We start from the raw sequence: 22,592 nt of genomic DNA, 5'->3' as shown, positions 1-22,592 counted from the left end.
CAAGGAGTTGGTATGGACCAAAGTTCACCGGCGCCTCACACGCCCGCGCCACATCCCGTCAAAGCGGCGGCAAAAAGGCCGGACGACCGTCGAGCCCCGGCACACCGCGCCTCGCCACCCCGTCCGGCAACTTGACCTGCACATGACCGACACGGTGTGTTCACACGCCCACACAGGAGCTGTGGAAAACTCCCGCTGAACCGTTTCCTCATGACCGTCGCGGCACCGCCCCCACCCTGTCGGCCCGTGCCCCGACGGCTCCCCCGGAGAGGACAGCTCCCCCATGTCCCGTCGCCATCTCCCCACCCGGCGCGCACTGTTGGCGCTCGGCGCCGCCACCGCCGTACTCGCCACCACGGCCGCCGCAGCTCCGGCGGCCACGCCGCCCCGGGCCGGCGCCACCATGACGGCCGCGTCCGCCACCACGGCCACCGCCGCACTGGACGACACGTACTACCAGAACGCGCTCGGCAAGACCGGCACGGCGCTCAAGTCCGCCCTGCACACGATCATCAAGGACCAGTCGAAGATCTCGTACGCGGCGGCCTGGGAGGCGCTCAAGAACACCGACCAGGACCCCGCGAACTCCTCGAACGTGATCGAGCTGTACACGGGCAAGTCGATCTCGAAGTCGAGCAACGGCGGCAACACCGGCAACTGGAACCGTGAGCACGTCTGGGCCAAGTCCCACGGCGGCTTCGGCGAGGCGACCGGCCCCGGCACCGACATCCACCACCTGCGCCCGGAGGACGTCACCGTCAACTCCATCCGCGGGAACAAGGACTTCGACAACGGCGGCAGCGCCGTCTCCGGCGCGCCCGGCAACTACACCGACTCGGACTCCTTCGAACCCCGCGACGCGGTCAAGGGCGATGTCGCCCGGATGCTCCTCTACATGGCCGTCCGGTACGAGGGGGACGACTCCTGGCCGGACCTCGAACCCAACGAGAAGGTCAACAACGGCTCCAGCCCCCTGATGGGGAAGCTGTCGGTCCTGAAGCAGTGGAGCGACGAGGACCCGCCGGACGCCTTCGAGAAGCGCCGCAACGACGTCATATACAACCAGTACCAGCACAACCGGAACCCGTTCATCGACCACCCGGAGTGGGTCGAGTCGATCTGGTGACCGCCGCGCGGCCCGCGTGAGCCCCCCTGTTGGACATGTGTCTATACTTCATGGACACATGTCCAACAGTCGTTGCCACCACGGGAGTTCCCGATCATGCAGACAGCCGCACACGTCCTGGTCGGCCTGGTGGCCGCGCTCCACGCGTACATCCTGGTGCTGGAGATGTTCCTCTGGGAGCGGGCACCGGGGCGCGGACTCTCCGGTTTCGATGCCGAGATGGCGCGCGCGACCGCCCCTCTCGCCGCCAACCAGGGCCTGTACAACGGTTTTCTCTCCGCCGGCCTGGTCTGGGGCCTGATCGCCGCCGACCCCACCGGGTACCGGGCGCAGATCTTCTTCCTGAGCTGTGTGGTCGTCGCCGGGGTGTACGGCGGGATCACCGCGAACCGGCGCATCCTGCTCGCCCAGGCGCTGCCGGGCGCGATCACGCTGGCCGTCGTCCTGGCGGCGGGATGACCGGGGACCCGGCCGCCGATCCGCGTACGGCGCGCACCCGGGCCAGGCTGCGGCAGGCGCTGCTCGACGCCTGCGCGGAGCACCCGCTCGAAGAGCTGGGCGTCGCGGCCCTGGCCCGCCGGGCCGGAATGGGCCGGGCCACGTTCTACCTCCACTACCCCGATCTCCAGGCACTGGCGGTGGACGCCTGCGCGGAGGTGGTACGGGACGCGGTGGACGCCCTGCACGCCTGGCGGGGCACGCCCGATCCACGGATCCCGCCGCCCGCGCTGACCACGTTCTTCACCGGCCTCGTGCCGCACGCCGCGCTCTACCGGACGCTGCTGCGGCCCGGGGGCAGCGGTCCGCTGGGCGAACTGCTCCACCGCGAACTGCGCGAGCGCAGCCGTACGGAACGCGCCCTGGCCGGGGCGCCCGAGCCCGATCTGATCGCCTCGGCGGTGGCCGCGGCCTTCGCCGGGGTGCTGGCCGACTGGCTGCACGGGCTGATCGAGGAGACCCCGGAGACCGTCGCCACCCGGATCTGGCGGGTGCTGGTGGGCCTGCACCGGATCCCCGTCGTCTGAACCCGCCGGGCGCCCGGACCGCCAGGCGGTTCGCACGCCCCGCCCGGTGGGCGATTTCCCTTCCGCGCCCACGCCACCGGCGTCGGATTGACTGACCCGGGTGACCTCCGGGGAGGCCGCGACGGGTATCGAACAGCCTGCGGCATATGCCAGAAGCACCACCGGATCGAGTGTTGCCAAATGCCTTACGGGCACGGGGCGGTTGTGCAACAGTCGTAGCGGTCCACCATCCAGACCAGGCCGCCGCGCCCGTATCGGAGTACGAGATGCCGTCCCCCCTGTTCGCGGACCACCCCGTCCCGCAGCCTGTCGAGCGGGAGACGGTGGACGCGCTCATCGCCAGGACCCGCGCGCTGCGCGGGGACATGGAGGCGGTGCGACAGGACAGCGCGGTGGACGACGACGAGGCACTGCGACGCTGGCAGCGGGCGCTCTGCGATCTCGCGGTGCGCCAACTGGACCATCTGGGCGTACATCTGGACCAGCTCAGGGCCGGCCGGCCGGAGAGTCCTCCGGTGGACGGCCGCACCGAGAACTGCCCCGCGGAGGACGGTGCCGCTCCGGACGGCCGTCCCTCCCCGGACGATCCCCCGCGGGGACAGCGGCACACATCCCCGGCATGTGCCACGGGAATGACGGCCATCGGCGCGGGCCTCGCCCCGGACGGGCCGGAGCGCACGGCCCCGCTGCCCGGCCGGGTGGGCAGCGCCGAGTGGAACCTCCTGACCGATGAGGTGAACTGGTCGGCGGAGATGTACGAGATCCTCGGCCGGGCGCGCGAGCGCGGGCCGATGACGCTGGACGAGGTGCCCTCCCTGATCTTCCCCGACGACCAGGCGCTGCTCACCGGCATGGTGACGGACTGTCTGATCGACGGGAAGCCCATCGACGGTGAGCTGCGTGTCGTCAGAGCCGACGGCCAGGTCCGTACGGTGCATCTGATGGGCGAGCCGGTGGTGGACGCCCACGGCTGCACCGCCTCCCTCTGGGCGGTGCTGCGCGATGTCAGCGCCCTGCGCAGGAGCGAGCGCGCGGTGCGCGAGAGCGGCCGGTCGGTCCAGCGCGCCCAGCACATCGCCCAGACCGAGCACCGGCTCGTGACCGAGCTGCAGGAGGCCGTCGTCCCGTCGTGGCGCGGCGCGCTGCGGCTGTCGCAGAGCGGCCCGGGCGCGCTGGAGCTGGCCGCGCGCCATCTGCCCCGCGCGGCCGATGCGCCGAACGGCGGGGGCTGGTACGACGCGCTCGAACTGACCGGCGGCGACACCCTGCTGACCCTGGGCGATCTGACCGGGCACGGCGTGACGGCGGCCTCCTCCATGGCGATGCTGCTGGGCGCGCTGCGCGGGATGGCCATGGCGGGCATCGAGCCGGGCGCCCTGCTGGGCCATCTCAACCAGCTTCTGAACGTCACGGAACAACCCGCGCTGGGCAGCGCGCTCTGCGCCCGCTACCGGCCGGCGTCCGGGACGCTCTCCTGGGCGCAGGCGGCGCACCCCGCCCCGCTGCTCTTCCGCGACGGGACGGGGTGTCCGCTGACCCCGCCGGACGGCGTGCTGCTCGGCGCGACCTCGGGGGCCGGGTACGAGCAGGCCGAGATCCGGCTGCTCCCCGGAGACGTACTGGTGCTGCACACCGACGGGCTGACCCACGACGGTGACGGCACCGGAACGCAGCGGGAACGGCTCCTGGCGCTGGCGCCCCGGATGGCGGGGCACCGTACCGCGCAGGAGTGGGTACGGGCGATCGACGAGGAGTTCGGCAGGGCCGAGCGCTCGGACGACGCCTGTGTGATGGCCGCCAGGATCGGCGGGACAACGCGCTGAACAGCGCCGGGTCCGGCTTCGTGGATTCCTTCCGTGGAGCCGCAGGGCCGTGGAGCTGTGCCCCGGCCGTGAGGATCGGACACTCAGAGGTTTCGGAGGTTCAGGGATTCAGGGGTTCAGCGAGGACTCGGGGGTCCGGGCCCTCAGATGTCGGCCTTGCCGAGTCCCGCCCTCTTCGGCATCGCGATCCTGATCTCCTCGCGCAGCCCCTCGATCTTCTCGTACCCCGCGTACTGGCCGGTGAGCCGGTACATCTCCCGCAGCCGGTCCCAGGTGCGGTGCGAGGAGGTCTCCCCCATCGACACCAGCGCGAGCCGCGCGTAGCGGTCCGCCTGTTCCGGATCGTCCGCGATGAAGCAGGCGGACGCCAGCGAGATGTAGTCGAAGATCTTGGACCGCTGCCGTCCGTCGCCGCGCAGCTCCAGCGCCTTCTTGGCGTGGCCCTGCGCGATGGCCGCCGCCTTCGGGTCGTGCTCGGCGAGGGTACGGAAGGCCAGTGCCTCCATGCCGTGGAGGTCCGCCTCGTCGAACATCTGCATCCAGCAGGGCGGTGGCACGTCCCCCTTGTCCGAGACGAAGAGGTCCTCCGCCTCGCCGAGGGTTCTGCGCATGGCCTGGCCGCGCCCCATCGAGGCCTGGGCCCACGCCTCGATCGTGCGGAGCATGGCGTGTGTACGGGGCAGATTGGCCTCCCCGGAGCCCGACTTGGCGAGCTTCATCAGATCCAGGGCCTCGTCGGGCCGGCCGAGATGGACCATCTGACGGGCCGCCCTGGACAGCGCCTCACCGGCCCGCGGGCGATCCCCTCCCTCGCGCGCCGCGTGGGTGGCGATGACGAAGTACTTCTGGGCGGTGGGTTCGAGGCCGACGTCGTGGGACATCCAGCCCGCGAGGACGGCGAGGTTGGCGGCGACGCCCCACAGGCGCCGCTGGAGATGGTCGGGGTGACGGTAGGCGAGCATGCCGCCCACCTCGTTGAGCTGGCCCACGACGGCCTTGCGCTGGAGTCCGCCGCCACGGGCGGCGTCCCAGGCACGGAACACCTCGACCGACCGCTCCAGCGCCTCGATCTCCTGGGACCCGATGGGGGCGGCCTCGTAGCGGTCGAAGCCGGCGGATTCGGCGTCCAGATGATCGTCGGGGTGCGGGGGGGCGGAGGGGCGTGCGGGGTCGGAGTGCAGCCATTCGTTCATGGCGCCGGTGAGTAGGGATCCTGCGGTGAGCGCTGCACCCGCGCCCACCAAGCCGCGACGGTTGAGCATGAGGTCCATTCCCGTGAATTCGGTGAGGACCGCTGCCGTCCGGTCGGGCGCCCAGGGCAGGGCGTCGGGGTGGTCCGCGTTCCCGGAGTCCCGTCGTTTCCCCGCGCGTCCGTTCCGTACGAACCCGAGGTCCTCGATGGTCACGACACGACCGAGTCGCTCGGTGAACAGCGTGACCAGCACTCTCGGCACCGGGTCGCGCGGGGTCTCCCCCATGTCGATCCAGCGCCTCACCCGCGAGGTGTCGGTGGCCAGTTGGGGGTGGCCCATGGCCGCCGCCTGCCGGTTCACCAACCGTGCGAGTTCGCCCTTGGACCAGCCGGCCAGGCCGAACAGATCCGACAGACGGGTGTTGGGTTCACCGCTCACGTCAAGCCCCCAGGTTCTCGGCTGACTTGACAGTAACGCTCAGTCAGATACCTGGCGACTATTCGCCAGGGTTCGCCAGGGTTCGCCAGATGGTGTGCCACCCGTTCGCCGGTGTCCAGTAGGAACGCGCCACCCCGGCCCGGCAACCGGACGTACTCCCCAGGGTGCCTCACGGCTGCCGGGGTGGGAAGGCGCCGTAACTCGTCGGCACACGAAGGGATCTGTATCGCCCATGTACACAGCATCGTCCTCCGTGTCCGCCCCGTCCCGGTCCGGGCGTCCGGTCACCCCGGGCAGCGGACCGTATCTCGACCCCACCCACGCGGGGCGGACTCGGCTCAGGGCGGCGACGGTCACCCAGACGCTCAGCGGGAGACTCGACTTGTCCGGCCCCCAGGGCGCGCGGTTGCGCATGGCGATCACGGCGGTGCACCGGATCTGCCCCGAGTTCAAGCCCGTTCAGGTACTGCGCCGCAGCGGCCGGTCCGTCCTGCTCGTCGGGACCACCGGGCGGACCAGCGCGGTCGCCAAGTGCCTGGTGGACCACTCCCCCGTCTGGACGGAGCGATTCCGCCACGAAATAGCTGCATATCGCTCGTTCGTCCGGAACCGTCCGCCGGTCCGGGTGCCCCGGCTCATCGCGGCGGACCCGGAGAACTGCGCGCTGATCATCGAGCGGATGCCCGGCCGCGCCGCGGCGCTGACCCGCCACCCGGCGGAGGCGCCGCCCCGGGCGGACCTACGGGCCGCGCTCGGCGCGATCGCCCGGCTCAACACCTGGCGTCCGCAGGCCGATCTGTTCGGCGCGCCGCTCGACTACGCGTCGCGGATCGCCCGCTACCACGAGCTGGGGCTGTTCACCGACCGGGATCTGGGCGACCTCCAGAAGCTGCTGCACGGTCTGGCGGGTGCCCGGCAGAACATGCGCCAGTTCTGTCACGGTGACGCGCTGCTCTCCAACATCCTGCTGTCACCGGCGGGCCCGGTGCTGGTCGACTGGGAGCACGCGGGCTGGTATCTGCCCGGGTACGACCTGGCGACCCTCTGGTCGGTGCTCGGGGACGCGCCGGCGGCACGCCGTCAGATCAGCCAGCTCGCCGCGGCCAGCGGACCGGTGGCGCGGGACGCGTTCCTCGTCAATCTGATGCTCGTGCTGACACGGGAGATCCGGATGTACGAGACGGCGGTGCAGCGCGCGATGCGGGAGGCGCCCGCGCCCGGCCCCGGCACGTCCGCCGCGGCGCAGCAGGGTGGCGCGCCGACGGGTGAGGAGCAGCGGCTGCTGCTGCGCCGGCTGCACGACGACTGCGCGATGGCGCGGCGGGCGGTGCGCGCCGCGGTCGGCACCCGCTGACCGGCCCGCGCCCCTCCAGGGACGTCCAAGGTCCGCGGGCCGCCCCGCGGGCCGGCGGCCCCGGCCCTCTTCCGCCTCCCTTCTCTCCCTTCTCTCCCTCCTCTTCATCCCTCCTCCACGGCCCGCCGTATACATTCATTGGTACATTCCACTGACGCGCCGCAGGCCGGGGAGCCGCCGCCGGGAAACTCCGTGAAAACCCATGCTGACGTGCGAAATCGTTCCCGTGGAGCCTGATTGACGGATCGTCCGGGAGCCGATACCTCTGGAGGACATCGGACCGGCATGACGTAGCGCACCACCCGTCACTGGAGGCTGCATTGCAAGGTTCTCTCCCCCCACGGCCGAGACCGAACCGCGGGCGCGCGCTGCGGGCGGGCGGTGTCGTGGCGTCCGCGGCCCTGCTCCTGCCCCTCGTCTCCGCCGGCCCCTCCGCCACCGCGGAGCGGCCGGGAACCGCCACGCTTCAGGGCGAGTTCGCGGCGGCGGCCTCCCGGTACCGGGTTCCGCCGAGCGTACTGCTCGGGGTCTCCTACCTCCAGTCCCGCTGGGACACGCACAGCGGCGCGCCGAGTGTGACCGGTGGCTACGGCCCCATGCACCTCACCGACGCCAGGACCGCCCTCGCCGAGGCCCCGCACCACTCGGACGGTACGGAGGACGCGCGCGGCGACACCGCGCGCCCGCTGACGGTGCCCGTGACGGCACCCGCCCGGGTGGCACCGCCGGCCACCGCGGAACTGCCCGCGCGGCTGCGCACCCTGGACCGCGCCGCGCGGCTGACCGGGCTGTCCGCCGAGGAGTTGCGGACGAGCCCCGCCGCCAATCTCCGGGGTGGCGCCGCGCTGCTGGCGGCGGCCCAGCGGGAGTTGGGCGAGCCGCTCAGCGCGGATCCGGCCGACTGGTACGGCGCGGTCGCCCGGTTCTCGGGGGCGGACGACTCCCTGACCGCCGCCGCCTACGCCCGTGACGTGTACGAGGTGATCCGCGCGGGCGAGCGGCGCACCACGGACAGCGGCCAGCGGGTGGCGCTCGGCGCGCATCCCGGGGTCTCCCCCGACACCGGGCAGCTCACCCGGCTCGGGCTGCGGGCGGGCGACCGGGCGCGCACGGAGTGTCCGCGTACGGTCTCGTGCACCTGGGTCCCGGCGCCGTACGAGGAGTTCGGCGAAGGGGACTACGGCAACCACGACCTGGCGGACCGGCCGGACTCCCAGAAGATCGACTTCATCGTCATCCATGACACCGAGGGCTCCTGGGACACCACGCTGAAGCTGGTCCAGGACCCGCAGTACGTGTCGTGGCACTACACGCTGCGCTCCTCCGACGGGCTGATCGCCCAGCACGTACCGACCAAGGACGTCGCCTGGCACGCGGGCAACTGGTACGTCAACGCCACCTCGGTGGGGCTCGAACACGAGGGCTTCCTGGCCGCTCCCGACGCCTGGTACACGGAGTCGATGTACCGCGCCTCGGCCCGGCTGGTGGCGTATCTCGCGAAGCGGTACGGGGTGCCGCTGGACCGGCAGCACATCCTGGGCCATGACAACGTGCCCGGCACGACCGCGTCGACGATCCCCGGGATGCACACCGACCCGGGGCCGTACTGGGACTGGGCGCACTACTTCGAGCTGCTGGGCAGGCCGCTCAAGGCGAGCGGGGGCGCGCGCCCCGCCGTGGTGACGATCCGGCCGGACTACGCGGCGGCCGGGGAGCGGTACACCGGGTGCGAGAGCGTGGGGACGCCGTGCGCCCCGCACGGCTCGGGCGCGGTACGGCTACGGACGGCGCCGGACGAGAACGCCCCGCTGGTCAGGGACGCCGGGCTGCGCCCCGGTGGCCAGGACTCGACGACGGACGTCAACGACACGGGCGCCCGCGCGTCGACGGGCCAGCAGTACGCGGTGGCCGGGCGGCAGGGCGACTGGACGGCGATCTGGTATCTCGGCCAGCAGGCGTGGTTCCTCGATCCCCGCGCCGAACCGGCCGCGGTGGGCGCCAGGGCGCCGGTGCTGACGCCACGGGCCGGGCTCGCGGAGGTGCCGGTGTACGGGCGGGCCTATCCGGAGGCGGCGGCGTACCCGGCGGGTGTGCCGGTTCAGGCGCAATCCCCGCTGCCGTACAAGCTGCTCGCCGGGCAGCGGTATGTGACCGGGGGCAAGAGGCCGGGCGAGTACTACTACTCGGCCACCTTCGACCCGGCCTCCCACCGGGTGGTGCGAGGCACGGAGCAGTACTACGAGATCCAGTTCGGACACCGGGTCGCCTTCGTCAAGGCGGCCGATGTCGAGGTGCGTCCGGCGGGTCGCTGACCGGCCGGGACGGGGGGATCGGGAGGGGGACGGGCGTCGCGGGCCACGGGGGAGCCGGTGACGCCCGTACCCCTCCCGTCAGGGGAGCCCGGGAGCCCGGGAGCTCAGTGGCGCACGGGCACAGGGGCTCAGTAGCGCAGGACGGCGGCGATCCGGTCGTGGCCGTCGAGCGTGCCGTCCGGAAGGAACACCACCCGGGCGCCGCCGTCGAGCGCCCCCTCCACCAGTTCGTCCACGATGTCCTCGCGTACGCCGGGATCCGCCGCGGACGCGTCGTCGACGGGGACGAGATGGCCGTCCCGGACCTGGACGGTACGCCGGTAGTGCTCTTCGAGCGCGATCAGATCGGCCCGCTTCTCCCGTACCGACTCCCAGACCTCGTCCAGTCCGGCGGCGAAGGTGCGGCGCCCCTTCGCCTCGTCGAGCCGGTCCAGCACCTCGGCCTTCTCGCGGCGCGCGTGGTCCTCGACCACAGGGCCGATCTCCTTCAGCAGGACGCGCGGGGGCCCGTCCGTGAGACCGCCCTTGACCAGCCGGCCGGCCGCCGTGTGGGTGGCGTTGCCCGTCTCCGCCAGCAGGGCGAGGGCGGGGGCGAGACCCACCAGGTGCAGCGGGCGGGGGCGGCGCCCCAGGACGGCGCCCATGGCCTGGTCGACGGTGCGCAGGAAGCGGCGGGTCTCCTCGTCGCTGAAGGTGCTCGGGATGTTCCCGATCCGCTCCTCGCGCTCGACGTCCCAGCTCTCCTCGGGCGGTGTCATCGGGAAGCCGTCCGTGCGGTGTTCGTACAGCGACTCGCCTGATCCGCTCCAGAGCGTGGCCCGGTCGGCGGCGATCCCGAGCACCCAGTACGGCCGGGACTGCGCGGTGGCTGCCACGAGGTTGCGGGTGAGGTAGGTGTCGGCGAGCACGACGCGCTCGGGCACCTCGCGCGGGAGGTACCAGATCCGGTGCTCGTGCGCGTCGGCGAGCACGAGCAGTCCGTCGAGCGCGTGGCGCAGGTCGACCTCGGCGACGGCCGCGGCGAGCCGCTCCGTCACGGCCGTCCGGGTCCTGCGGTCCACGCCGGGGTCGGCCTCCAGCCGGTGGCCCGCCGCGGCAAGGAGGTTGCGCAGCCGTACCGTGTCCTGTTCGTTGTGGCGGTCGCGGCGGTGGGTGGGCATCGTCAGGGACACGGCCGGGTACGGGCGCGGCGCGCGCAGCTCCCGCAGTACCTCGGGCGTGAGAGCGTTGCTGTCCATACTGTCCCTTCCGCTCACCGGCCCCCGTACGTGCGTCCATCCTGCGGGATACCGGCGGGTTCCGCAGGGGGTGTGCCGCCGCCGGGCGGCGCGTCACTCGGTCGGGGCAGGTCCTTCCGGCGCGGGGAAGGTGTAGGTGCGGCCCGCCGTGGCGCGGAAGGTCCGCTCCCCGCCGGGGAGCAGGGTGCTGCGCAGCGTCAGTTCCCCCGTGCGGCTCGCGCGCAGCACGATCCGGGTGGCGCGCCCGCCGGACCAGGTGATGTCGAGGGTGGCGCCGCCGCGCGCCCGCAGCCCGGTCACCCGCCCCCGGGGCCAGGCGGCGGGCAGGGCGGGAAGGATCTCGATCGGGCCGTGGTGGCTCTGGAGCAGCATCTCGGCGATGCCGGAGGTGGCGCCGAAGTTGCCGTCGATCTGGAACGGCGGATGGGTGTCCCAGAGGTTGGCGAGGGTGGAGCCCGTGAGCTGTTCGGCGAGCATGGTGCGGGCGTGGTCGCCGTCCCGCAGCCGCGCCCAGAAGTTGATCTTCCACGCCTTGCTCCAGCCGGTTCCGCCGTCGCCGCGCGCGCTCAGCGAGACCTTGGCGGCCTCGGCCCAGGCGCTGCCCGGCTCGATCTGCCGGCCGGGGTGGAGGGCGAAGAGGTGGGAGACATGGCGGTGGTCGTCGGTGGGGCTGTCCAGGTCGGCCTTCCACTCCTGGAGCTGGCCCCAGGAGCCGACACGCAGCCCGGGGTCCAGCCGTTCGAGGGTGTCCTGGAGCCGGGTGCGGAAGGCCGGGGCGTCCCCGAGGGTGGTCGCGGCCTCCAGGGTGTTGGTGAGCAGGTCGTGGACGATCTGCTGGGACATGGCGGCGCCCGCCGTGAAGTCCCCGTGCTCCGGCGAGTAGCTGGGGGTGACGACGAGGGTGCCGTCGCGCGGGTCGGTCCTGAGGTTGGCGAGCCAGAACTCGGCGGCCTCCTTCATCACCGGGTAGGCGGTGGCGCGCAGATAGTGGGTGGAGCCGCTGAAGCGGTAGTGGTCGTAGAGCTGCTGGGTGAGCCAGGCGGCGGCCTCGGGGAACCAGAAGGCGGTGGGCCAGTCGTGGACCCCGGTGAACCCGTACGGGTTGGTCTCGTTGTGGACGACCCAGCCGGGTGTGCCGAAGAGCCGGCGGGCGCTGCGCCGGCCGGGGGCGCGCAGCGATTCGACGTAGCGGTCGTAGGGGGCGGTGGTCTCGGCGAGGTTGGTGACCTCGGCGAGCCAGTAGTTCATCTGGAGGTTGATGTTGACGTGGTAGTCGGCCGACCAGGGCGGGTTGGTGGTGTTGTTCCAGACGCCCTGGAGGTTGGCGGGCAGCGATCCCGGGCGGGAGGAGGCGATGAGCAGGTAGCGGCCGTACTGGAAGTACAGCGTTTCGAGCGCCCGGTCCCCGGATCCGTTCCCGCCGGTGTACCCGGTGAGGAGCTGGTCGGTGGGGAGGTCGGGGAGGTGGCCGCCGAGGTCGAGCGAGACCCGGTCGAAGAGGGCGCGGTGGTCGCGTACATGGGCGGCGCGCAGCGTCTCGTACGGGCGGGCGGCGGCGTGGTCGACGGCGCGGGTGACGGCCGGGTGCGGGTCCTCGCCCCGGTGGGCGGGGCCGGTGTCGGCGTAGTCGGTGCCGGCGGCGAGGACGAACCAGGCACGGTCGGCGCCGCTGACGGTGAGGGTGCCGTCCGCCTCCGCGCGTACGGTGCCGCCCTGGGTGCGGAGGCGGATCTGGGCCTCGAAGCGCAGCCCGTTGTCCTGGAGCGCGCCGCGCACGGTGAGCCGGTCACCGCTCGCGGTGGTGGTGAAGTCGGTGCGCGGGGAGGTGTAGCGCAGGGTGAAGGAGGTCAGTCCCGGGCGGTCGGCCGTGAAGTGTCCGACGATCACCCGGTCGGGGAAGGAGGCGAAGAACTCCCGGGTGTACGCGGTGTCCTGGTGGGTGTACGAGACGGCGGCGACGGCGTTCCCGATGTCGAGCGAGCGACGGTAAGTGGCGTCGGGGACGTCCGGCGCGCCGGGCACGGTCACTTCCAGATCGCCGAGGACCTGGTAGGCCCCGTAGCCGCTTCTGGCCTGGCCGAGTTCGGCGGCGACGGTGGCCGGGTCGAGCCGCCCCTCGCGGTCCAGGCGCTGTTGTACGGAGGCGAGGGCGCCGGGGCGCGGCGCGGTCCAGTCGCCGTGGTCGTAGCCGTCCGCGGCGCCGGGGCCGCCGGTCCAGAGGGTCTTCTCGTTGAGGGTGAGCCGCTCGGTGGCGAGGGTGCCGTGCACCCCGGCGCCGAGGGCGCCGCTGCCGATGGGCAGGGAGTCGCGTTCCCAGTCGGCGGCGGGGCTCCGGTACCAGAGCGTTGATACATCGGACGGGTCGGCGCCAGGGGCCGAGTTGGCCATGGCCGGAACTCCCCAGACCAGGGCCCCGGTTGCACCCAGCGCGGAGGCGATCGTGGTTCTGCGGCTCATCCCAGGAGTCATGGCCAGTCACGTTAAAAGTCCGATGACTCATCCGGCAAGAGAGCGGACGGTCCACCTCACGCATGGCGTGAAGTGAACGGTCTTCGGAGGGTCAGCCCTGCTGGAACAGTTCGGCGGGCAGAGGCTTGAGCAGCGCGTAGAGGTCGTCGGTGATGGGCCGGTCCCAGCTCGCGATGGTGACGAGGACGTTGTCGCTGCGGTCGAACTGCACGCAGGAGATCCGGCTTTCCGAGAGCTTGAGCCGGCGGACGATCAGCAGGTTGTCCCCCTGCATGACCGGCATGTCCTCGGTGCCGATGACCTCGACCGGCTCGTCGTTCTCCAGCGCGAGCAGGAGCTGCGCCACCTCGAAGGGGACCTGCCCCTCCCCGGGCTCGCGGGCGGGGGAGCCCTCGGGAAGATTTCCGATGATCATCGCGGGGCCGCGGCCGCCGAACAGGTCGTACCGGAGGAAGACCCCCTGGCAGCTTCCGTCGGGGGCGGGCAGCAGACCGGCGCCCAGATTGCCGGGCCAGTCACCCGGGTCCATGGCCAGGACATCGAAGTCCGGGCCCGCGGGTGTGGCGGCGCTGCGGCGGCGGAGAAAGGACATCCCACCATGGTACGGGTTCGCGCCACTGCGCAGGAGCCGGGTGAGGCCCCGGAATACGGGTCCGGGGCTCCGCGCCGGGCGGACCGGCCGGGCCGGGGTCACCTCACGTGAGGTCGAACTCGCCGTCGCGCGCGTTGATCACGAAGGCCCGCCACTCGGCCGGGCTGAAGATCAGTGAAGGGCTCTCCGGCCGACCGCTGTTGCGCATCGCGATGAAGCCCTCGACAAAGGCGATCTGCACATCGCCCGCGCCCTGGCTGCTCGACCGCCAGTCCGCGTCGCTCAGATCGAGCTCCGGCTTGTCCCAGCCCGAAAGCGGCTTCTGGGTGGTGGTGCTCTCCGCCACGTCCTGCTCCTCCCGCTGCGTCGTCCCGGGCCAGACTATCCATCACCGACGTTCCGGGACAGACCGCGGCAGAGGGACCCGGGACGGCCCGGGTCGGCGCCCTGGCATGCGCGCATCACCGCTGTCGCACCACGGGCCGGCCGGCGCCGGACCCCCCCGACGCGGCCCGCACACCGGCGGGGCCCTGTCCCTTGACGCTCGCGGGAAGCTCCTGCGTTACTGGCTCCGGGACGATCAACCGAATGATCGGTCGCCCGGCTGCCCGGGCCGCCGGTACGGCCGGACGGACCAGGGAGAGCGCCATGACCCCTCTGCTGGACGCGGCGGAACGGCTCAGCCGTGCGGAGCTGGCCGTACTGCAACTGGAACGGCTGCGGTCCACACTGCGTCACGCGTACGAGAACGTGGACTTCTACCGGCGCTCCTTCGACCGGGCCGGGCTGCGCCCAGAGGACTGCCGCTCGCTCGCGGACCTGGCCCGCTTCCCCTTCACCACCAAGGCCGATCTGCGGGACAACTATCCGTTCGGGATGTTCGCCGTGGACCGGTCGGAGGTACGGCGGCTGCACGCGTCCAGCGGTACGACGGGGCTGCCGACCGTCGTCGGGTACACCCGGCGGGACCTGGACATCTGGGCCGACGTGGTGGCCCGCTCGATCCGGGCGGCCGGCGGGCGCCCCGGGCACACGGTCCATGTGGCCTACGGCTACGGCCTGTTCACCGGCGGGCTCGGCGCGCACTACGGGGCGGAGCGGCTCGGCTGTACGGTGGTCCCCGCCTCCGGGGGCATGACCGCGCGTCAGGTCCGGCTGATCCAGGACTTCCGGCCCGAGATCATCATGGTGACCCCCTCGTACATGCTCACACTGCTGGACGAGTTCGAGCGCCAGGGCGTCGATCCGCGCGCCACCTCCCTGGAGGTGGGGATCTTCGGCGCCGAGCCGTGGACGGAGGAGATGCGGCGGGAGATCGAGGAGCGGTTCGCGATCGACGCCGTCGACATCTACGGGCTGTCGGAGGTGATGGGCCCGGGGGTGTCGCAGGAGTGCGTGGAGACCAAGGACGGGCTCACCGTCTGGGAGGACCACTTCTATCCGGAGGTCGTCGATCCGTTCACCGGTGAGGCACTGCCGGACGGCGAGGAGGGCGAACTGGTCTTCACGTCGCTGACCAAGGAGGCGATGCCGGTGATCCGCTACCGGACCCGGGACCTCACCCGGCTGCTGCCCGGCACGGCCCGGGTCTTCCGCCGGATGGAGAAGGTGACGGGCCGCACCGACGACATGGTGATCCTGCGCGGGGTGAACCTCTTCCCCACCCAGATCGAGGAGATCGTGCTGCGCACCCCGGGTGTCGCCCCGCACTTCCAGCTCCGGCTGGCCCGTGAGGGGCGGCTGGACACCCTGACCGTACGGGCGGAGGCGCGGGCGGCGGCCACTCCGGAGCAGCGGGCCGAGGCGGCGCGGGCGATCGCCGAGGCCGTCAAGGACGGGGTGGGGGTGTCGGTGTCGGTCGAGGTGGTCGATCCGGAGACCCTGGAGCGCTCGGTGGGCAAGATCAGGCGAATCGTCGATCTGCGGGGCCCGCGCGCGACATGAGGGCGCGCCGCGCGGAGGGGACGTCGGTCGGTGGCGGCGTCCGTCGGTGGGGGCGTCAGGGGCTGATGGCGAGGAACACGAACGCGGTGAAGATCCCGAGATGGACCCCGCCTTGCAACAGGGTGGCCCGGCCGGGCGCCACGGTCAGCGCGCCCACCACCACGGTGAGCGCGAGCAGCACCATATGGGTGGCGTTCAGCCCGAGGACGAGCGGCCCCTCCAGCCAGATCATGGCGAGCGCGATCGCCGGGATCGTCAGCCCGATGCTCGCCATGGCGGAGCCCAGGGCCAGGTTGAGGCTGGTCTGGACCCGCTCGCGGCGGGCGGCCCGTACCGCCGCGAGGGTCTCCGGCAGCAGCACCAGCAGGGCGATGACGACCCCCACCACGGCCTGCGGCAGCCCGGCCGACTCGACGCCCCGCTCAATGGTGGGTGACACGGACTTGGCATCCCCGACGACCGCGATCAGCGCCACCACCAGCATCACCAGGCTCAGGGTGGTCGCCCCGCGGCTGGGCAGCGGGGCGTGCGTGTCCTCCTCCCGCACATCGCCCTCCTGGGTGACGGGCAGGAAGTAGTCACGGTGACGCACCGTCTGCACGGCGACGAACAGCCCGTACAGGACGAGCGAGGCGACGGCGGCGAAGCCGAGCTGCGCTGGGGAGAACTGCGGCCCCGGCTTGCTGGTGGTGAAGGTCGGGAGGACGAGGGTGAGGGTGGCCAGGGTCGCGACGGTGGCCAGCGCGGTGCCGGTGCCCTCCGGGTTGAAGACGGCGACCCGGCTGCGCAGCGCGCCGACGAGCAGGCACAGGCCGAGGATGCCGTTGCAGGTGATCATGACGGCGGCGAAGACGGTGTCGCGGGCGAGGGTGGCGTTCTTGCCCCCGCCGTCGACCATCAGGGTGACGATGAGCGCCACTTCGATGACGGTGACGGCGACCGCGAGGACGAGCGACCCGAACGGCTCCCCCACCCGGTGGGCGACGACCTCGGCGTGGTGCACGGCCGCGAGGACCGCGCCCGCGAGACAGAGCGCGACCAGGCCGACCGCGAACCCCGGCAGGCTGCGCCCCCAGCTCAGCAGGAGGGCGATCACCGCGAGCAGCGGCACCACCACGGTCCACTGGGCCAGCAGGGACCGGACGCCGATGCTCGTGCTCATGCGCCACACGCTGCCAGAGGTGGCGCGGGTCCGCTCGGTGACCGCCCGGAGCCGTCCGGGCCCGGAGGGTTGACACCGGCGGGGACCGGCAAGAAAGTCTCAGCACTCGATCCGGATCTCGGAAGTCACTTCCAGAGGAGGGCCTTTCCATGGCGGAGGACGCGGCCGGCGGTGGGATCAGCCGGCGCAGGCTGGGCGGCGGGGTGCTGGCCCTCGGCGGGGCGTTCGCGGTGGCGCCGGTGCCTTTCGCCGACACCGCCGCCGCGCGGCCGGCCTCCCCGGACGGGCCCGGACGGGCCGGACGTACGCTGCGCCGTGGCTCCGCGGAGCGTGCCGGGCTGATCCAGCGGGAGCTGGACGGGCTGGTCGCTGCCGCGGAAACGTTCCTCGGGCCCTCCCCCGTCCACCCCTGGTACGCGGGCGCCGTACTGCTCGCGGGGCGCGGCGCGACGGTCGCCCTGCACCGGCCGATCGGCCACGCCGTGCGCTACGCGGCGTACGACGAGACGACCGGCACGGGGGTGGAGCTGCCCGCGGAGCGGCGGATCCCGATGGCCGAGGACACGGTCTTCGATCTCGCCTCGGTCTCCAAGCTCTTCACCTCGGTCCTCGCCGTCCAGCAGATCGAGCGCGGCACGCTGGAGCTGGAGCGGCCGGTCGTCGGGTACCTCCCGGAGTTCGCGGGGACGGACGCCGCGCGGGCCGCGGGCAAGCGCGACATCACGGTGCGCCACCTGCTCACGCACACCTCCGGGTTCCGCGCGTGGATCCCGCTGTACACGGCCCCGACCCACGAGGGCAGGCTCCAGCTCCTGTGGGACGAGCCCCCCGCCGACCCGCCCGGCACGGTCTACCGGTATTCGGACCTCAATCTGATCTCGCTCCAGCTCGTCCTGGAGCGGATCACCGGCCACCCCCTGGACGCACTGCTGCGCACCGGGATCACCGGCCCGCTCGGGATGCGCCGCACGCGCTACAACCCGCCCGCGTCCTGGCGGCCCGGCATCGCCGCCACCGAGGACGCCAGGCCGCCGTGGTCGGGGCTGGACCGCGGGCTGGTGTGGGGCGAGGTGCACGACGAGAACGCGTACGCCCTCGGCGGTGTCGCGGGGCACGCCGGTGTCTTCTCCGACGCCTGGGACCTGGCGGTCCTCGCCCGTACCCTCCTCGACGGCGGCCGGTACGGCCGGGCGCGGATCCTGCGGCCCGCGTCGGTGGAGCTGATGTTCACCGACTTCAACACGGCCTTCCCCGGCGACGCCCACGGGCTGGGGTTCGAGCTGTACCAGCACTGGTACATGGGCGCGATGGCCACCCCGGCCACCGCGGGCCACACCGGGTTCACCGGCACCAGCCTCGTCCTCGACCCGACGACGGACTCGTTCCTGATCGTGCTCGGCAACTCCGTCCATCCGGTTCGGAACTGGCGCTCGGGCAGCGCGCCACGCGTGGCCACCGCCGACCGGATGGCGCGCGCGGTCCCGGTCGGGCCGCCCCGGGGCCCTGCCGCCTGGTTCGGCGGGACGGCCGGCGCGACGACGGCCACGCTCACCCTGCCCCCGCTCACCCCGGCCTCCGGGCGCGGGCGGCTGCGCTGCTCCGTGTGGTGGGACACGGAACCGGAGGCGGACACCCTGTTCCTGGAGGCGTCCGGGGACGGCGGGGCGAGCTGGCGGCCGGTGCCCTTCACCACCCGGGCGGCGGGGCAGGGGCCTCGGGAGCACCCGGCGGGCTCGGTGACGGGCTGGTCGGGGCGGGTCTGGCACCGGCTGACCGCGGACCTCGCGGCGTGGCGGGAGCGCGAGACCGTGCTGCGCTGGCGGTACACGACGGACCGGCTGTACGTGGGGCGGGGTGTGTACGTGAGCGGACTGCGGGTCCAGGACGGCGGCCGTACGCTCTTCGACGAGGCGCGCCCCCGGGACGCCGCCCGGATCACGGCGGCCGGCTGGGCGCCCTCGGCGGACTGACCGTCCCCGCCCCGCTACCGGCCCAGGGCCGCCATCGCCGCGTTGTGGCCCGCCACCCCGCTGACCCCGCCGCCGCGTACCGCGCCCGCGCCGCACAGCAGGACGTTCGCGTGCGCCGTCGCCACGCCCCAGCGGCCGGTGGAGCCGTCCTCGTACGGGAAGGCGAGGTCGCGGTGGAAGATGTGGCCGCCGGGCAGCCGCAGTTCGTGTTCGAGGTCGAGCGGTGTCTTCGCCTCGACGCAGGGGCGGCCGTTCTCGTCCAGGGCGAGACAGCCGGCGATCGGTTCCGCCAGCCGGGCGTCGAGCTGGGCGAGCGTCGCCGTGAGGAGTTCGGCGCGTGCCGCCTCGTTGTCGTGTGCGAACAGCCGTGCGGGCGTGTGGAGTCCGAACAGGGTCAGCGTCTGGTAGCCCCGCGCGGCCGGCTCCGGCCCGAGGATCGACGGGTCGGTGAGGGTGTGGCAGTAGATCTCGGACGGCGGGGCGCTGGGCAGCGCGCCGGCCGCCGCCTGTGCGTACGCCGTGGCCAGCTCGCCGTACCCCTCCGCGATGTGGAACGTGCCGGCGAACGCCTCCCGGGGGTCGACGGACCGGTCGCGCAGTTCCGGCAGCCTGCGCAGCACCATGTTGACCTTGAGCTGGGCGCCTTCGGCGGCGGCGGGCGGCTCCTCGCCGAGGAGCGCGGCGAGCGCCTGGGGCGAGGCGTTGACCAGGACCTGACGGCCCGCCACCACGCTTTCCGTGTCGCCGGTCCGGTAGGTGACCTCGGCGTGCGTTCCGTCGGTCTCGACGGCGGTCACCTCGTGCCCGGTGGCGATCTCCGCGCCCGCCGCCCGCGCCGCGTCGGCCAGCGCGTCGGTGAGCGCGCCCATGCCGCCCACGGGGACGTCCCAGTCGCCGGTCCCGCCGCCGATCACGTGGTAGAGGAAGCAGCGGTTCTGTACCAGCGAGGGATCGTGGGCGTCGGCGAAGGTGCCGATGAGCGCGTCGGTGAGGACGACGCCCCGGACCAGGTCGTGGTCGAACCGCTGCTCGATCGCGGCGCCGATCGGCTCCTCGAACAGCATCCTCCAGGCGGTCTCGTCACCGATCCGGTCGCGCAGCGCGGCACGCGTGGGCAGCGGTTCGGTGAGGGTGGGGAAGATCCGTCCGGCGACACGCGCCGTCGTCGCGTAGAACTCCCGCCACGCCGCGTACTCCGTGTCCGAGCCGGTCAGCGCGGCGAAGGAGTCCCGGGTACGCCCCGCGCCGACCAGCAGTCCGCCGTCACCCACCGGGGTGTACGAGGAGACGGTGCGCTTGCGTACGGCGAAGCGCAGCCCCAGCTCCCGCACGATCGTGTCCGGCAGCAGGGAGACCAGGTACGAGTAGCGGGAGAGCCGGGCGTCCACCCCGGGGAAGGGGCGGCTGGAGACGGCGGCGCCCCCGGTGGCACCGAGCCGTTCGAGGACGAGGACGGAGCGTCCGGCGCGGGCGAGATAGGCGGCGGCGACCAGGCCGTTGTGGCCGCCGCCCACGATGACGGCGTCGTACGAGGCGTGTGCGGGCATGGCCCTTGGTAACACGCGGATGATCTCGGGGCCAGACCGGGCGCGTAAGCGGCGCGCGAAGGGCCCGGGGGCAGGGGGAGCGCGCGCCGTCAGTAGCCGCGCGCGCCGTGCTGCTGGCGCAGCGCCGCCACCTGCCGGTAGAGCTGCACCGCCTCCGCTCCCCTGCCGAGCTGTTCCAGGCAGTGGGCCTCGTCGTTGCGGCTGGCGAGCGCGTCGGGGTGGGTGGCGCCGAGCACCCGGTCGCGGGTGTCGGCGACCTGGCGGTAGACGGAGAGGGCCTCGGACCAGCGGCCGAGCCAGCCCAGACCGACGGCGATCTCCCGGCGGCTGACGAGGGTGTCGGCATGGTCGGCGCCCAGCACGCGTTCGCGGATCGCGCAGACGTCGCGGGACTCCGTGAGCGCCTCCTCCCAGCGGGAGAGGCGCCCGAGGTTGACGCAGAAGCCGTGCCGGGCGCGCAGGGTCTCGGGGTGGTGCGCGCCCTGGATCCGGGTACGGTCCTCCACCAGCGCGCGGTACAGCTCCAGCGCCTCCGTGCTCTCGCCGAGCCGCCCGAGGCTGATGCCGACCTCGTAGCGGGCGGCGAGGGTGTCGGGATGGTCGGCGCCGAGTGATTCGGCGCGGGCGGCGGCGACCTCGCGGTAGGCGGTCAGCGCCTCGGGCCAGCGGCCGAGCTGCCCGAGCGCGTACGCCACCTCGTACCGGCTGAGCAGGGTGTCGGGATGGCCGGGGCCGAGCACCCTGGCGCGCGCGGCGGCCACCTCACCGGCGAGCCGGTGGGCGTCTTCGAGACGGCCCAGCCTGCCGAGGTTGTAGGCGAGGTTGTGGCGGCAGCGCAGGGTGTCGGCGTGGTCGGGGCCCATGGTGCGTTCCCGGGAGGCGAGGACCGCGGCGAAGACCTCGTGGGCCTCGAAGTGCCGGCCGAGCTGGCCGAGGACGTACGCGGTCTCCTGGCGCGCGGCGAGCGTCTCCGGATGGTCGGGGCCGAACACCCGCTCGCGGCCCTCCGCGACGCGGGTGAACTCGCGCAGCGCGTCCGCCGTACGCCCGGTCCTGCTGAGGGTGAAGCCGACCTCGTAGCGGCTGCCGAGGGTGTCCGGGTGGTCCGGGCCGAGCGCGTGTTCCCGCTCGGCGGCGACCGAGCGGTGCACCTCGCCCGCCTCCTCCCACCGGCCGAGCCGGCCGAGGCTGAGACCGGCGTTGTGTCTGCCGGTCAGGACGGCGAGCTGGTCGGGCGAGGGGGTGGGCCGCCCCGGGGTGAGTGGTCGGGGGAGCCCGGCGCGGGGGTCGACCGGGGTGGTCCACTCCCCGGTCAGCCCCGCGGTGTGGTCGGGCGGGGTGGGCCGCGGGTCGGCCGGGTCGATCGCCTTGTGCCCCGTGGTCATGGAGCGGGTCCAAAGCGGCAGGGGCGCGCCGTCGGGGCGCCCCGTCCCGTAACCGCCGACGGGGTACGCGGCCGTGCCCGCGCCGGGGCCGCCGAGGGCGGGTCGGCCGTAGCCGCCCGGGAGCGCGCCGGGGCCCGGGCCGGGCCCCGAACCGGCGCGGGCCTCGCTGATCCGGCGCCGCAGGACACCGGCGTCGGCGGGACGCTCCTCGGGGGTCTTGGCCAGCAGGTCGAGGACGATCCCGTCGAAGAACGCGGGCAGCTCGGCGCGGTGTCCGCTGGGCGTCTCGGGGATGGTGTCGCGGTGGCCGACCAGCACCGACCAGGCGTCCTCCAGGTCGAACGGCGGGGCGCCGGTGGCGATCTCGTACAGCACGCAGCCGAGCGAGTAGAGATCGCTGCGGTGGTCGACCTGACCGCCGCCGATCTGCTCGGGCGACATGTAGTGCGGGGTCCCCATGGCGATGCCCGTACCGGTGAGCCGTGAGGTGAAGCCGATGTCGTGGCCGAGGCGCGCGATACCGAAGTCGCAGATCTTCACGGCTCCGCTGGTGAGCCGCATGATGTTGGCGGGTTTCAGGTCGCGGTGGACGATGCCCTGTTCGTGGGTGTACGCGAGGGCGTCCGCGACCTGCTCGGCGATGTCGACGACGTCGGGCACCGGCAGCGGGTTCCCGTGGTCCTCCAGGAGCTGGCTGAGGTTGCGGCCCTCCAGCAGCTCCATGACGAGGTAGAGCACGCCGTCGTACTCGCCGAAGTCGTGGACGACGGTGACGCCGCGGTGCTGGAGGGCCGCGGCGACCCGGGCCTCACGGCGGAACCGCTCGCGCATGATCCGGGTGAAGGAGTCGTCGCGCTGCGGGCCGAGCGGTTTGAGGCACTTGACCGCGACCTGCCGGCCGAGCGATTCGTCGCGTGCCCGCCAGACCTCACCCATCCCACCGCGTCCGATGAGATCGAGCAGCCGGTAGCGGCCCTGGATCAGCATGCTGTCCGCCATCGCGTGCCGTGGCCC

16 protein-coding genes are annotated in these 22,592 nt (G+C 73.0%); 8 read left to right on the top strand and 8 right to left on the bottom strand.

The genetic code is table 11. From position 1 onward, the window contains the following. Positions 1–283 precede the first annotated feature (283 nt). The 4 genes from ACIQ7D_RS19565 (at position 284) to ACIQ7D_RS19550 (ending at position 3,974) form a co-directional block, all read left to right on the top strand. Positions 284–1,126: an endonuclease I family protein gene (locus ACIQ7D_RS19565; protein ID WP_403939123.1), complete on the top strand. Its 843-nt coding sequence runs from the start codon at positions 284–286 to the stop codon at positions 1,124–1,126. 96 nt (positions 1,127–1,222) lie between these two features. Further along, positions 1,223–1,585: a DUF1304 domain-containing protein gene (locus ACIQ7D_RS19560; protein ID WP_403939121.1), complete on the top strand. Its 363-nt coding sequence runs from the start codon at positions 1,223–1,225 to the stop codon at positions 1,583–1,585. Beyond that, complete coding sequence (locus ACIQ7D_RS19555; RefSeq protein WP_403939120.1) at positions 1,582–2,151, top strand: TetR/AcrR family transcriptional regulator; 570 nt, start codon at positions 1,582–1,584, stop codon at positions 2,149–2,151. The genes ACIQ7D_RS19560 and ACIQ7D_RS19555 overlap by 4 nt, the downstream gene beginning before the upstream one ends. Before the next feature lie 266 nt (positions 2,152–2,417). After that, positions 2,418–3,974, top strand: a complete 1,557-nt coding sequence (locus tag ACIQ7D_RS19550) for a PP2C family protein-serine/threonine phosphatase (protein WP_403939118.1) — start codon at positions 2,418–2,420, stop codon at positions 3,972–3,974. 143 nt (positions 3,975–4,117) lie between these two features. On the opposite strand, the gene ACIQ7D_RS19545 is transcribed toward ACIQ7D_RS19550, so the two are convergent. Next, entirely contained in the window at positions 4,118–5,605 is a 1,488-nt protein-coding gene (locus tag ACIQ7D_RS19545) for a hypothetical protein (RefSeq protein WP_403939115.1), read from the bottom strand. Between the two features lie 232 nt (positions 5,606–5,837). On the opposite strand from ACIQ7D_RS19545, the gene ACIQ7D_RS19540 reads away from it, so the two are divergent. Together ACIQ7D_RS19540 and ACIQ7D_RS19535 are read left to right on the top strand one after the other, a co-directional pair. After that, positions 5,838–6,959: an aminoglycoside phosphotransferase family protein gene (locus ACIQ7D_RS19540; protein ID WP_403939113.1), complete on the top strand. Its 1,122-nt coding sequence runs from the start codon at positions 5,838–5,840 to the stop codon at positions 6,957–6,959. A gap of 320 nt (positions 6,960–7,279) precedes the next feature. Then, positions 7,280–9,271: an N-acetylmuramoyl-L-alanine amidase gene (locus ACIQ7D_RS19535; protein ID WP_403939111.1), complete on the top strand. Its 1,992-nt coding sequence runs from the start codon at positions 7,280–7,282 to the stop codon at positions 9,269–9,271. Between the two features lie 128 nt (positions 9,272–9,399). Here ACIQ7D_RS19535 and ACIQ7D_RS19530 read toward each other — a convergent pair whose 3' ends face one another. From ACIQ7D_RS19530 to ACIQ7D_RS19515, 4 genes are all read right to left on the bottom strand, one after another. Continuing rightward, positions 9,400–10,509, bottom strand: a complete 1,110-nt coding sequence (locus ACIQ7D_RS19530; protein WP_403939109.1) for a chemotaxis protein — start codon at positions 10,507–10,509, stop codon at positions 9,400–9,402. A gap of 93 nt (positions 10,510–10,602) precedes the next feature. Further along, on the bottom strand, positions 10,603–12,966 hold the full coding sequence (locus tag ACIQ7D_RS19525; RefSeq protein WP_403939107.1) for a glycosyl hydrolase family 95 catalytic domain-containing protein: 2,364 nt from the start codon (positions 12,964–12,966) through the stop codon (positions 10,603–10,605). A gap of 103 nt (positions 12,967–13,069) precedes the next feature. After that, a complete protein-coding gene (locus tag ACIQ7D_RS19520) occupies positions 13,070–13,570 on the bottom strand; it encodes a hypothetical protein (protein ID WP_403939105.1) in 501 nt (166 codons plus the stop codon). 103 nt (positions 13,571–13,673) lie between these two features. Beyond that, positions 13,674–13,916, bottom strand: coding sequence for a DUF397 domain-containing protein (locus tag ACIQ7D_RS19515; RefSeq protein ID WP_403939103.1), 243 nt, complete (start codon positions 13,914–13,916; stop codon positions 13,674–13,676). Positions 13,917–14,218: 302 nt separating this feature from the next. On the opposite strand from ACIQ7D_RS19515, the gene paaK reads away from it, so the two are divergent. Continuing rightward, positions 14,219–15,514: a phenylacetate--CoA ligase PaaK gene (gene paaK / locus ACIQ7D_RS19510; RefSeq protein ID WP_403939101.1), complete on the top strand. Its 1,296-nt coding sequence runs from the start codon at positions 14,219–14,221 to the stop codon at positions 15,512–15,514. A 55-nt stretch (positions 15,515–15,569) separates the two neighbouring features. Here paaK and ACIQ7D_RS19505 read toward each other — a convergent pair whose 3' ends face one another. Further along, positions 15,570–16,676 carry a calcium:proton antiporter gene (locus tag ACIQ7D_RS19505; RefSeq protein ID WP_403939099.1) on the bottom strand — a complete coding sequence of 369 codons (1,107 nt, stop codon included), beginning with the start codon at positions 16,674–16,676 and terminating at the stop codon, positions 15,570–15,572. 149 nt (positions 16,677–16,825) lie between these two features. Here ACIQ7D_RS19505 and ACIQ7D_RS19500 point away from each other — a divergent pair, with 149 nt between their 5' ends. After that, the gene (locus tag ACIQ7D_RS19500; RefSeq protein ID WP_403939097.1) at positions 16,826–18,646 is read left to right on the top strand and encodes a serine hydrolase; all 1,821 of its coding nucleotides are present in this window, start codon (positions 16,826–16,828) and stop codon (positions 18,644–18,646) included. 14 nt (positions 18,647–18,660) lie between these two features. Here the strand turns inward: ACIQ7D_RS19500 and ACIQ7D_RS19495 are convergent, their stop codons facing one another. Continuing rightward, a complete protein-coding gene (locus ACIQ7D_RS19495) occupies positions 18,661–20,193 on the bottom strand; it encodes a phytoene desaturase family protein (RefSeq protein WP_403939095.1) in 1,533 nt (510 codons plus the stop codon). An 89-nt stretch (positions 20,194–20,282) separates the two neighbouring features. Further along, positions 20,283–22,577: a tetratricopeptide repeat protein gene (locus tag ACIQ7D_RS19490; RefSeq protein WP_403939093.1), complete on the bottom strand. Its 2,295-nt coding sequence runs from the start codon at positions 22,575–22,577 to the stop codon at positions 20,283–20,285. Between the last annotated feature and the right edge of the window lie 15 nt (positions 22,578–22,592).

Origin of the sequence: Streptomyces sp. NPDC096310 (assembly GCF_044763125.1) — a bacterium.
GTDB lineage: Bacteria > Actinomycetota > Actinomycetes > Streptomycetales > Streptomycetaceae > Streptomyces.
This window is presented reverse-complemented; position numbering and strand designations above follow the sequence as displayed.